At 59.4% G+C, this 12,132-nt stretch carries 8 protein-coding genes; 3 read left to right on the top strand and 5 right to left on the bottom strand.

Annotated features, from left to right (window positions below; genetic code table 11):
* Positions 1 to 85: 85 nt before the first annotated feature.
* A complete protein-coding gene (locus ACTHND_RS18860) occupies positions 86 to 2,794 on the bottom strand; it encodes an Rne/Rng family ribonuclease (protein WP_440179505.1) in 2,709 nt (902 codons plus the stop codon).
* A gap of 618 nt (positions 2,795 to 3,412) precedes the next feature.
* Here ACTHND_RS18860 and ACTHND_RS18855 point away from each other — a divergent pair.
* The 3 genes from ACTHND_RS18855 to prfB all read left to right on the top strand — a co-directional run bounded on the left by ACTHND_RS18855 (position 3,413) and on the right by prfB (position 8,446).
* Complete coding sequence (locus tag ACTHND_RS18855) at positions 3,413 to 4,642, top strand: N-acetylmuramoyl-L-alanine amidase family protein (protein ID WP_440179504.1); 1,230 nt, start codon at positions 3,413 to 3,415, stop codon at positions 4,640 to 4,642.
* 248 nt (positions 4,643 to 4,890) lie between these two features.
* On the top strand, positions 4,891 to 7,266 hold the full coding sequence (locus ACTHND_RS18850; protein WP_440179502.1) for a penicillin-binding protein 1A: 2,376 nt from the start codon (positions 4,891 to 4,893) through the stop codon (positions 7,264 to 7,266).
* Between the two features lie 66 nt (positions 7,267 to 7,332).
* A protein-coding gene (gene prfB, locus ACTHND_RS18845; RefSeq protein WP_440179500.1) for a peptide chain release factor 2 occupies positions 7,333 to 8,446 on the top strand; the annotation gives its coding sequence in 2 pieces (ribosomal slippage) (positions 7,333 to 7,401 and positions 7,403 to 8,446; 1,113 coding nt in all).
* Between the two features lie 91 nt (positions 8,447 to 8,537).
* Here the strand turns inward: prfB and ACTHND_RS18840 are convergent.
* The 4 genes from ACTHND_RS18840 to ACTHND_RS18825 all read right to left on the bottom strand — a co-directional run bounded on the left by ACTHND_RS18840 (position 8,538) and on the right by ACTHND_RS18825 (position 12,131).
* Positions 8,538 to 9,542, bottom strand: a complete 1,005-nt coding sequence (locus ACTHND_RS18840) for a YihY/virulence factor BrkB family protein (protein ID WP_440179499.1) — start codon at positions 9,540 to 9,542, stop codon at positions 8,538 to 8,540.
* Positions 9,543 to 9,660: 118 nt separating this feature from the next.
* Positions 9,661 to 10,212 carry a bactofilin family protein gene (locus tag ACTHND_RS18835; protein ID WP_440179498.1) on the bottom strand — a complete coding sequence of 184 codons (552 nt, stop codon included), beginning with the start codon at positions 10,210 to 10,212 and terminating at the stop codon, positions 9,661 to 9,663.
* Complete coding sequence (locus tag ACTHND_RS18830) at positions 10,196 to 11,341, bottom strand: peptidoglycan DD-metalloendopeptidase family protein (protein WP_440179496.1); 1,146 nt, start codon at positions 11,339 to 11,341, stop codon at positions 10,196 to 10,198. The genes ACTHND_RS18835 and ACTHND_RS18830 overlap by 17 nt, the downstream gene beginning before the upstream one ends.
* A gap of 307 nt (positions 11,342 to 11,648) precedes the next feature.
* On the bottom strand, positions 11,649 to 12,131 hold the full coding sequence (locus ACTHND_RS18825; protein ID WP_440179495.1) for a peroxiredoxin: 483 nt from the start codon (positions 12,129 to 12,131) through the stop codon (positions 11,649 to 11,651).
* Position 12,132 lies beyond the last annotated feature (1 nt).

Below are 12,132 nucleotides of genomic sequence, written 5' to 3'. Positions count from 1 at the left end.
GGATGACAAATCTAAGGCGGCATCGATCCAGATCAATGCCCGCCCTGTCAGGTCTCGGATATTTGGTGTCAAATATTTGGGGCGCTTAACGGCGCCACCAACCGCGTTTCGGTTTCTCCGGCGGCGCGCTGATCTCATTCGGATCAATAGCTGCCACCACTTCCGGCACCGCCTCCGGCTCAGGCGGCGCGACCGCCACGGTTTCGGTGATAGTCGGTTCCGCTATTGCCGGTTCCACCACCTTCTTTTCCGCCTTGGCGCGTGACGTCCTGGCCTTGGCCGGTTTGGTTGTCTCTTCTGCAGGTGCGACCTCGACCGTTTCGGCGTCCGCAACCTTCTTGCGGCTGCGCGTCTTGCGCGCCGGCGGGGCATACTCAACGGCGACCATAGGCGGCGCGCTCGCGGCGAAGGCCGCTTCCGGATCGACATCGACATCATGAGTCAGGGGCATGGGCGCGGTGTCGTTCGCGGCAGCGGCTTCATCGACAATCATGGTCACTGCCTCCGGCGCACCCTTGCGACTGCGACGCGGGCGTGGACGACGACCGGACGGCGCACCGGTATTTTCCGGCACCAGCGAGGTTGGCTGCGTGGTTTCCGCACCGAGCGCTGAGGTCACGGCCTCGGCAATGGCGGCCTGAGGCGAGGCGGCTTCCTTCAGTGCGTCGCGCGAGGCATCGGCCGAACGCGCGGGCTGCTCGAAACGCTTTTGCTGCTCTTCAAACGGATCGATCCAGACGTAGGGTGCTTCAAGTGACGGCGTGCGGGCGCGCACCCAGCTATAGGTCTCGCGCGGGCGGCTGTCGAAACCGGCGCGGCGGCCACCACGACGGCCGCGACGGCGACGGCCACGACGGCTGTCATCGCTGCCGCTGTCGTCCTCGTCTTCACCGTCCTCTTCGCCTTGCGCGGCTTCCGCCTGAGCGGGACGCTCTTCATTCTCGTACCGGTCACGGCCGCCACGGCGACGGCGACGGCGCTTCCCGTTACGACCGCCTTCACGCTCTTCGCGTTCCGGACGCTCAGTGCGCGTCTCACCGTCATCCTCGTCGCTGTCTTCGGCTTCGATGGCCTCTTCGTCTTCGTCCTCTTCCTCGGCTATATCGGGCGTGGTGTCGAAAGCGATCGGCTCCGGCCGAACGGGCGGAACGAAATCGACCTCGTCGGCATGAACCGTGCGGACAATCTGGACCTCGGTGTGGCCCAGGTCGGTATCGATCTCGATATTGACCTTCAGGCCCCATTCGAGGCGCAGCTTCGACAGATGAACCTGCTTTTCATTGAGAATGTAGAGCGCGACATCCATCGGCACCTTGACGGTGATGGCGCCGGCGCCATTCTGCATAGCTTCCATATCGATGGTGCGCATGGCCGAAAGGGCGGCGGAATCGACCGAACGGATGCGGCCCTGGCCTTCGCAGTGCGGACAGACGATGGTGGTGCCTTCGAGGAAGCCGGTGCGGCGACGCTGGCGGCTGATTTCCATCAGGCCGAAGCCGGAAATCTTGCCCATCTGGATGCGGGCGCGATCCTCGGCCAGGGCATCCTTCAGCTTCTTTTCGACGGCGCGGTTGTTCTTCGGCTCATCCATGTCGATGAAGTCGATGACCACCAGCCCGGCCAGGTCACGCAGACGCATCTGGCGGGCGGATTCTTCAGCCGCTTCCAGGTTGGTCTTGAGGGCGGTCGCCTCGATATTGCGTTCCTTGGTCGACTTGCCGGAGTTGACGTCGATGGCGACCAAAGCTTCGGTCTGGTTGATGACCAGGTAGCCGCCCGATTTCAGCGGCACGACCGGCGAATAAATCTTCGAGATCAGATCCTCGACACCATAGCGGGCGAAGAGGGGCGTATTGGCCTTGTAGAGCTGGATCTTCTTGGCCTGGGACGGCATGATCATGCGCATGAAGTCCTTGGCGGAACGATAACCGTCCTCACCCTCAACCAGTACGCCGTCGAAATCCTTGTCGAACAGGTCGCGGATGGCGCGCTTGACCAGGTCTTCTTCTTCGTAGATCAGCGCTGGCGCATTGGATTTCAGCGTCGTTTCGCGGATGGTTTCCCAGACACGCAGCAGATAATCATAGTCGCGCTTGATCTCCAGTTTGGTGCGCTTGGCGCCAGCCGTGCGAACGATCAGGCCCATGCCGTGCGGCACATCCAGGCTCTGCACGAGAGTCTTCAGGCGCTTGCGGTCGGAGGTATTGGTGATCTTGCGCGAAATGCCGCCGCCGCGTGCCGTATTCGGCATCAGCACGCAATAGCGACCAGCCAGCGACATATAGGTGGTCAGCGCCGCGCCCTTGTTGCCGCGCTCTTCCTTGACGACCTGAACGAGCAGGATCTGGCGGCGCTTGATGACTTCCTGGATCTTGTAACGGCGGATCAGGTGTTGGCGCAGACGGCGCTCTTCATCGGGCAGGTCATCGTCGTGACTGTGATCGTCGTCCTCGGATTCATCTTCATCCTCGGCATGACCGTTGCCATTGCCGTTATTGGCGGCGGCCTGCGCGGCCAGTTCTGCCATCAGCTTTTCGCGGTCGGCGACCGGGATCTGGTAGTAGTCCGGATGGATTTCGTTGAAGGCGAGGAAGCCGTGACGGTTGACGACATATTCGACGAACGCCGCCTGAAGGCTGGGCTCTACGCGTGTGACCTTGGCAAGATAGATGTTGCCGCGGAGTTGTTTTCTGGCGTGGCTTTCGAAATCAAACTCTTCGACGCGGCTTCCGTTCATCACGACGACACGGGTTTCTTCCGTGTGCGTCGAGTCGATCAACATGGTCTTTGACATTAAGAATATCTCCGGAGCGCTCAAACGCGGGCGTCCGCGCGGATCTTGATCCGGCGGCGGCAAGGGCGTGGCGCTGATAGGGGGTAAGAAGGCGCGCGCAGGCGAGGACGACGTTTAAGGCATCTGTCTTCGTTTGATAGCGGTTGAGGCTCAAGGCGCAGCCCATAAGGTATTGTTCCAAACGCAATATCTGCGCGCCATAAGGCCGCGCAAACTTAATAAGGGTGTGATGCGGGTTCCGGGCGAAAAGCGCTTTCATTCCCCGGCAGGGTTGCCGGAACGGGCATGAAGGCGAGATAGGCGCGCGGCGCCGTTATCACAAGGGTTCGTCATAATCAGTCGGCGAAAAGTCTGCGCTTTGGCCGGACTCATGACGGACGATACCCGAATGTCACATGTTCGCAAAAAGCCGGATACGTCAATCTAATTCTTTGTGTGTGTCAGCAGGGACATATTTTTACCGCCCCGCTGCGATCCTTAACAACATGGCAACCATATTCGGTAATGGAAAGATAACCGTACCCCTTAATCGTATTTCTACACCCCTGTGGCAATATGGAGGGACAGCCGGAGAATACCGGCCAGAAAACACACATAATGTGGTGCGTGGAGTAGTGAATGTTTCGACGGTTTGACGTCCCTGGCAATGCGAAGACCATCCTGAAGGCGATAACTCTGGCCGCCAGTTTATGCGCGTTCGTGCTTGTCGCGCCGCCGGCGCTGGCGGGTGGCAGCGATGTGGTCAAGGTACGCCTAGGTGGTGATGCGGCACAGACGCGCATCGTCATCGAACTGGAAAAATCGGTCGCCGCCAAGATTGTCACGCGCGACAGCGAAACCGACCGTCAGGTCATCGCCCTGCCGGATATCGATCTCGACAAGGCCATGGCTGGGCAGGGGCAGGGACTGGTCAGCGACTGGAAGCTTGAAAACGTGGCCGGCAGCGTCCGCCTGAAGCTCAATTTCAAGTCCGGCGCCAAGATTTACCGCCGGTTCCTTCTGCCTCCGGCCGATGGCATCAGCGTCTATCGCTATGTGGTGGATGTCGTGCCTCAGGGTGCAGGAAAAGGCCCTGACGCGGCCAGCCGGCTCCTGGCGTCCGTACCGGTGGTTACGGCTGCGGCCCAGGCACCGGTTCAGCCGGTTGCGCCCAGAAATCGCAAGAAAGTCATTGTCATCGACGCCGGGCACGGCGGCAAAGACCCTGGCGCCCATGGCGGCAAGACCTGGGAAAAGGACGTCAACCTCGCTGCGGCCAAGGCCTTGCGCGCCGCGCTTGAAAAGACCGGCCGGTACAATGTCATCATGACACGCGACACCGACAGCTTCGTCGATCTGCCGGCGCGTGTCCGTATCGCCCGTTCGGCCAATGCCGACCTGTTCATCTCGCTGCACTCGGATTCAGGCGGCGACGGCAATACGCGCGGCGCCTCGATCTACACCCTGTCGGATTCCGGCACCGAACGCGCTGCCAAAAAAGCGCTGATCAAGGGCGACTGGTCGCAGGGCGAACCGCCGGCCGATGCCATTGTCAGCCGAATCCTGATCGACCTGACCCAGCGCGCCACCAAGAATCGCTCTTCTACTTTCGCCCAACTGGTCATGGATAATATCGGCGACTCGACGCCCCTGCTGAAAACGAACCAGCGCCAGGCCGGCTTCGTGGTTCTGCTGGCGCCGGATGTGCCGGCCGTGTTGCTGGAAATGGGTTTCGTCAACAATCCGCAGGATGAGGCCATGCTCAACGATTCGGGACACCGAGCCGTGATGATGGGGCAGGTGGCCAGGGCGATCGACAAGTATTTCGATAACAGCGTCCAGTACGCCTCGTTCGCTGGTCTGAATTAACTGACAGGTGCAAGCCATTGAAAACATAGAAGCCCTGCCATCATCGGCAGGGCTTTTTTGTTGTGCGTAAGCGCCTGTGCCTTAAATGAGGCAGGCCAGGCGCGCGTGAATGAAATTTCGCTGAATGGCTTTGCCAATCGCGCACTGTTTGCTAAGTGTTGACGTTAATGACGGCAGATCGCATCGATCTGTGAACCGGATCGGTGGTTGGAGGTTTTTTGGTAAGGTCGTCTGAACGTTGGTTTGCCATGGCCGGTGTCGCCGTGATGACCGCTGTGGCCATAGCGGGCTTCGCGGTCGCCATATATGCGGCGTGGCTGTTCCATGACATGCCCGATGGCAGCGAACTGGCGGATTTCCATCCGGTGACCTCGGCGCGTGTTTTCGCCTGGGACGGCACCCTGATCGGTGAATATGGTCAGGAGCGCCGCATCTATGTGCCCTTTAACCGGATGCCGACGCGGGTGACCCAGGCGTTCCTGGCCGCTGAAGACCGGAACTTCTTCACGCACAACGGGGTCGATGTCAGCGGCGTGTCGCGCGCCATGGCGAAGAATGTTTTCAACCTGCTGCGCGGCAAACGGTTTGAGGGCGGCTCGACCATTACCCAGCAGGTGGCCAAGAATCTGCTGCTGAATAATGAGCGTACCGTCGGGCGCAAGCTCAAGGAAGTCATCCTGGCGCGCCGGCTGGAAAACTCCCTGCCGAAAGATCAGATCCTCGAACTGTATCTGAATGATATCTATCTCGGTTATCGCTCCTATGGCGTGGGCGCCGCCGCCTTCAACTATTTCGGCAAGTCGCTCGACCAGCTTTCTTTAAGCGAAATGGCCTTCCTGGCCGCCCTGCCCAAGGGGCCGGAAAACTATCGCCCCTCCACCCACAAGGCGGCCGCCATCGCCCGTCGTAACTGGGTGCTGGGCGAAATGGCCAAGGCTGGCTGGGTATCGCGCGAAGAAGCCGCCGCCGCCATGCAGGACGATCTTGTCATCCAGGACAAGCCGCGCCGCGCCAAGTACGCCGACGCCGACTATTTCGTCAGCGAGGTTGAACTGCGAGCCAGGAAACTGTTCAACGACGCCATCTATACAGAGGGCTATTACGTCAAGACGACGCTCGACCCCAAACTTCAGACCATGGCGCGGGAAGCGCTGATGGACGGGTTGGAAGTCTATGACCGCCGCCATGGCTGGCGGGGTGCCTGGGGCAATATTCCGGTCACCGATAACTGGGAATCCGATGCCCTCCAGGCGGAAAACAATCTGCCGGACTCGCGCCGGGCGCCTTCCGAGCGCGCCGATTGGCAGGTCGGGATGATCGAGAAAAGCAGCGGCTCGGTCAGGGCTATCGATGGTGGCCACGGCGTGATCCGCGCCGATGATCTGGCCTGGGCGCAGGCCAACCGCCCCCTGAAAGCGGGCGATCTGGTCTATGTGTCGCAAGCCTCGACTGGCGTTTACCGCCTGCGCCAAGTGCCGAAAGTCAATGGCGCGCTGGTGGCCATCGATCCCTATTCGGGCCGGATCGTCGCCATGGTCGGCGGCTATAGCTATTCTCTGTCCAAGTTCAACCGTGCCACGCAGGCCTCGCGCCAGCCAGGCTCTTCGATCAAGCCGTTTGTCTATGCCGTGGCGCTATCGAAGGATTTCACGCCGGCCTCCATGGTCGATGACGGCCCCATCAGCATGATGGGCGGCGATGGCAAGATGTGGACGCCATCGAACTACGAGCATGATTATCTCGGCATGCAGCCGATCCGGCGGGGCCTCGAACTGTCGCGCAACCTGATGACCGTGCGCCTGGCGCAAAAGACCGGCATCAAGCCGATCACCCAGGGAATTGTCAATTTCGGCGTGCTCGACAAGATGCCGCCGGAAATGTCGATGGTTCTGGGCGCAGGTGAAGTCAATCCATACCGCCTGACCAATGCCTATTCCATCTTTGTCAATGGCGGCCGCAAGGTGAAGCCGCATATGATCGACGAAGTGCAGGATCGTAACGGCAAGGTGGTTTACAAGGCCGATGAACGCAACTGCCCGGCCGCCTGTACGGCTGATTTCGATGGTCTGGAAAGCCCGCGCCTGTCACCCCAGGGCGACGTGGTGCTCGACCCAATCACCGCCTACCAGGTCAATTCGATGTTGCAGGGCGTGGTCCAGCGCGGCACGGGTGCGGCGGCACGGTCGCTTGGCATTCCGATGGGTGGCAAGACCGGTACGACCAATGACTACCGCAGTGCCTGGTTTGTCGGTTACACGGCGGACCTGGTAGTTGGGGTCTTTGTCGGTTTCGATGACAACAGTTCGCTGGGCAATCATGAAACCGGCGCGGTGGCCGCCTTGCCGATCTGGATGGACTTCATGAAGAACGCCAATGCCGGCAAGCCGAACCGCGAGTTCAACAAGCCGCGGGATGCGGTCTATATGTCGGTGCACGGCATCGAGGAAGCCTTCAAGCCCGGCACGGAGCCGAAATATACGGCGCCATCCGAGGATGACGGACCCAAACCCTACCTCGACACCTGGTCGGATGACGGCGATACCAGCGGGCCGGTAACGGTTGTGCCGGCTGAAGAGCCGCCGCCGCCTCCCAAGCAGAAGGCTGATACCGGCACGCTTTATTAGGCAATGAGGGTTGTCATTCAGGGCGACGCTCTGTAAACCCGCCAGCACACTTTTAGGAAAATTACCATGCGTTTGGATATCGAAGCCTCCGCTTCCGAGATCGAGCAGTCCATCGGACTGCTCAGGAGGCGTCTTTGACTGGGACGTCGCCCTGCGTCGTCTCGATGAATTGAATGCCAGGGTAGAAGACCCGACTCTATGGGACAGGCCCGACGAAGCGCAGAAGGTCTCGCGCGAACGCTCGAAGCTCTCGGCTTCCGTTGAAGCAGTGCGTTCGATCGAAAAAGAACTGAAGGATGCCATCGAATTCGCCGAACTCGGCGATATGGAAGGCGACGAAAGCCTGGTTGAGGAAGCCCGCAGTCTGTTGAAAGACCTGAAAGCGCGTACCGATCGTGCGGAACTGGAAGCCCTGTTATCCGGCGAGGCCGACGGCAATGATGCCTATCTCGAAATCAACTCCGGGGCCGGCGGCACCGAATCCAACGACTGGGCGGGCATCCTGCTGCGCATGTATTCGCGCTGGGCCAATGCGCATGGCATGTCGATCGATGTCGAGGAAGAAACGCCTGGCGAACAGGCCGGCATCAAGTCGATCACGCTGAAGGTATCGGGTGAAAACGCCTATGGCTGGCTGAAGACCGAAGCCGGCGTTCACCGTCTTGTGCGGATTTCGCCGTTCGATTCCAACGCCAAGCGCCATACCTCGTTCGCCTCGGTCTGGGTCTATCCGGTGGTCGACGACACAATCGTCATCGATATCAATCCGTCGGATGTGCGCACCGATACCTACCGCGCCTCCGGTTCCGGCGGTCAGCACATCAACAAAACAGACTCCGCCGTGCGCCTGACGCACATTCCGACCGGGATCGCCGTCGCTTGTCAGGCCGGCCGTTCGCAGCACGCCAACCGTGACGAAGCCTGGAAGATGCTCCGTGCCCGGCTGTACGAGATGGAACTCCAGAAGCGCGAAGCCGCGCAGCAGGCGCTGGAAGATTCCAAGACCGATATCGGCTGGGGGCACCAGATCCGTTCCTACGTGTTGCAGCCCTACCAGATGGTCAAGGATCTGCGCACCAATGTCGAAACCTCCGATACCCAGGGCGTACTCGATGGCGATCTTGATGCCTTCATGGGCGCGTCACTGGCGCAGCGGGTCGGTGTCACGCGGGACGCTTGATCTCCGAGTTTCTGTAACTCGGCAAGCGCAAAGCGCGCCCGAGCTTATGCGAGGTGCCATGGGGGGCGCCTAGTCCGGCGTTTGAGCTGAATTAAATATCTGGTTTTGCGACTTTCGCATGACTAGGTGTCTTGGCGACATTGACAACTTCGGCGTGAGCGGCCGCGTCAGTATGGGCGGTCGTTGCTATGTGTGCCGGCTGCTTGCGGCGGCCTTTCTTGATGACGATCTGTGCGCCCATATAGCGTGAGTAGACCTGAGTGAATTCCGCGCCTAGGAAAAATATCTGCGTCGAATAGTATATCCAGATCAGGACCACGATGAGCGAACCGGCGGCGCCATAGGCCGAACTAAAGGCGCTCTGGCCGAGATAAATACCGATCAGGAACTTGCCGAAGGTGAATAGGATGGCGGTGATCGCCGCGCCGATCCAGACATCGCGCCATTTGATATGGACGTCGGGCAGCACCTTGAAGATCATGGCGAACAGCACGGTGACGACGCTGAACGAAATCACCAGGTTGACGGTGTGCAGCAGGAAGGTGATGGAGATATAATCTCCAAAGAAGGCGCTGATCGCCGAAAGCGCGGCTGAAATGACCAGTGCGATCAGCAGCAGAAAGCCGATGCCGACAATCATGGCGAAGGACAGCAGCCGTTTCTTGATAAACCAGGTCCAGTGGCCGTTCTCGCGTTCCTCCACATTCCAGATGGTATTGAGTGCGTCCTGCAACTGGGCAAAAAAACTGGTGGCCGAGATCAAAAGGGTGACGATACCGATCAGGCTGGCAATGTAGCTGGCCTTGGGATTGCTTGTGCTGGCCAGCATGGTCTGGATCGCGCTGGCGCCCTGGTCGCCGATCAGGCCGCGGATTTCATCGAAAATATAGCCGCTGACGGCGTCCCGCCCGAAAGCCAGACCGGCCATGGCGATGACGATCAGGAGCAGCGGGCCGATGGATAGCATACTGTAAAAGGCCAGCGCGGCCCCGAGGCGCGGCACCTTGTCGTCATTCCATTCGCGGATGGTTTCCTTGAGGATGAACCACAAGGCCGGAAGCGTCAGGGGCGGGCGCTTGCGAGATGTGTCCGTCATGAGGAGCCGCCGGTAAAGGGAGAATCGAAAGCGCGGATATGAGCATAAAGGAAATAAAGAAAAAAGCCGGAGAGGGTGATGTCTCCGTCTCTTCAAGGCTGCATTCGGTGTGCGTTTTCTACTTCAGGTCAGAAAGCGCATTCAGGTCGTAGCTGTTCAGGCTTGGCGTACCAAAATCGGACGGAGCGGCAGGCGCTGCCGGACTGACGGAGGCCACAGCCACGGGTTCGGCCCGGCGGCTTTGCAGGCAGCGTCCCTGGAAGAAGGCGCCGACATCGATGGCCAACTGGTCATGAGTGATATCGCCTTCGACATAGGCGGTGGCCTGCAGCTTGATCTGTTTTCCGGTGATCGAACCGACGATGCGACCGCGCACTTCGATGGTTTCAGCCTCTACCTTGCCTTCGATATTGCCGGATTCACCGACGATCAGGTGGCCGACCTTAACATCGCCGCGCACGGTGCCGTCGAGATGCAGGTCACCATTGCCGGTGATATTGCCCTCGATCAACAGGCCGGAGCCGAAGCTGGATAGGGGACGCGCACCTGTGCTCATAGCGGGCTTGGTGCGGTTCATGTTGACATTGGGCGTCTCCAGCGGCGGAACGACAGCGGGCGTCGGCTGCGGCTTGGCGGCGGGCGGGGTCGGTTTGCTAGTTTTGTTGAACATAATCTCCAGCCTTTAAGAAACGTGCGGGGTTTTGAGCGCGACCATTTTGCCAGACTTCGTAATGAAGGTGGTTGCCGGTCGAGCGGCCTGTGCTGCCCATCGAGGCGATCCGCTGATCGACGGCGACCCGTTGTCCGGGACGAACGGCGGCGGATGCCAGGTGGGCGTATCGGGTCTTGAAGCCATTGCCGTGATCGATCTCGACCACATTGCCATAGCCCGTGCGGACGCCGACGAAGGAAACGATGCCGGGGGCCGTCGAATAGATCGGCGTCAGGTAGGGACCGGCGAAGTCCTGTCCCTGATGCATATGGGGACGGTGATTGAACGGGTCAAATCTAACGCCAAAGCCGCTGCTTTCACGCGTGCCGATCGTCGGGCGATCGAAAGGCAGGCGCTGGGCGCTGTTTTGCAGGCCGCGCATATCGCTCAGGTCCATGGCCGCATTGCGGATGCGTTCGGCGAAATCTTCGTCCACACCCAGGAAACTGGCCAGGGCCTTGTTATCCTTGGCATCGGTCAGGGGGTTGCCGCTGCGGCCGCCGGCAAAAGCCTGCGGGTTGAGGCCGGCGATGCGGAAGGCCAGGCGCAGCTTTTCGGCGCGGGTCTTGGCGAAGACCTCGGCCTGGCTCACCATGCGCTCCTGCTCGGCACGCACCGAGTAGATGCGTTCGATAGGCGGCAGGCTGTCATCTATGGGCGCCGGCGCCAGCGCGGCCACAGCGCCGGGAACTCCCTTGAAATCTTTCAGTAGTGCAACCAGCCCCTGGTGGCGTTTTTCGACCGTTTCGGCTAGCTGGTCGAGGGAGCCGGAATTGGCCGTCGCCTGTTGCGTGGCGATATCGAGCCTGGCCTGGCGATCGGCGATCCAGCGTTCGGACTGGGCCTTGACCATGCGGAGTTGCTTTTCAGACCCACCGCCGTGATTGGCCGCAAAGAAGAGAGTAAAACCTGTGGATATGGCCAGCCAGGTAACCAGTGCCGAGGCGAAGATCGTCAGGACAAGTTGTTTTACGGGGCTTAGAACATAGCCACGGGTTTCGGTGCCCGAACGAATGTAGAGCTGACGTTCCGGAAATATAGATTCCATCCAGCCGCCCAGGGAGCTCTCGTTTGTCTTGGTCGTCATCATCCGCACCCTCAACCGCCTGTTAACTATGCCTTTACGACGTTAATTGCGCAAGATGTATATCGTACCGGAAGAGAGGCGCCCAAGGTCGCCGAGGTAATACTCAATAAAATCAGTTTATTAAGATTCGCGGCCATGACCTGTGTCCCAATTTGAATGCCTATGAGGAGACTGATTCAAGATTGATGCCGTTCTGAATTTACCAAAAAATCCCTTTTCACGCGAGTTGTGGATAACCGCCCGCAAAACCTGAAATGCCAAAGGGCGAGCCTGTGCATGAATTTCACTAAACTGTCATTAAGCTGACTTACTCACTTACAAGACCTTTTAATGTGTTTAAAACCTCATCGATATGGCCCTTAATCCTTACCTTTCGCCATTCTTTTCTGATCATACCTTGCGGATCAATAATAAAGGTGGAGCGGTCGGTGCCCATATAGACCCGGCCATACAGACTTTTCTCGCCCCATGAGCCAAAGGCGGCAATGGCGGATGTGTCAGGATCGGACAGAAGCGGCATCCGCAGGCCGTATTTGGTGATAAACTTTTCGTGATCCTTGAGGCTGTCTTTCGAGAGGCCGTAGAGTTTTGCCCCCAGCTTTTCAAATTCCGGCAGGGCTTCCGAAAAGGCGCAGGCTTCCTGTGTGCAGGTGGGCGTATTGTCGGCCGGGTATAAAAACACTACCGCCCAATGGCCTTGGAGATCGGTGAGTGAGACATGGCCCCCGGCACTGGAGGCCAGGGTGAAATTGGGCGCCTTGTAAGGCTGGAAATAAGTTTCAGTTTTCAAT

Source organism: Asticcacaulis sp. (assembly GCF_051954415.1).
In the GTDB taxonomy this organism is placed as follows: Bacteria; Pseudomonadota; Alphaproteobacteria; order Caulobacterales; family Caulobacteraceae; genus Asticcacaulis.
The sequence above is the reverse complement of the archived record's forward strand: the minus strand, read 5'-3'. Positions and strand labels throughout refer to the sequence as shown.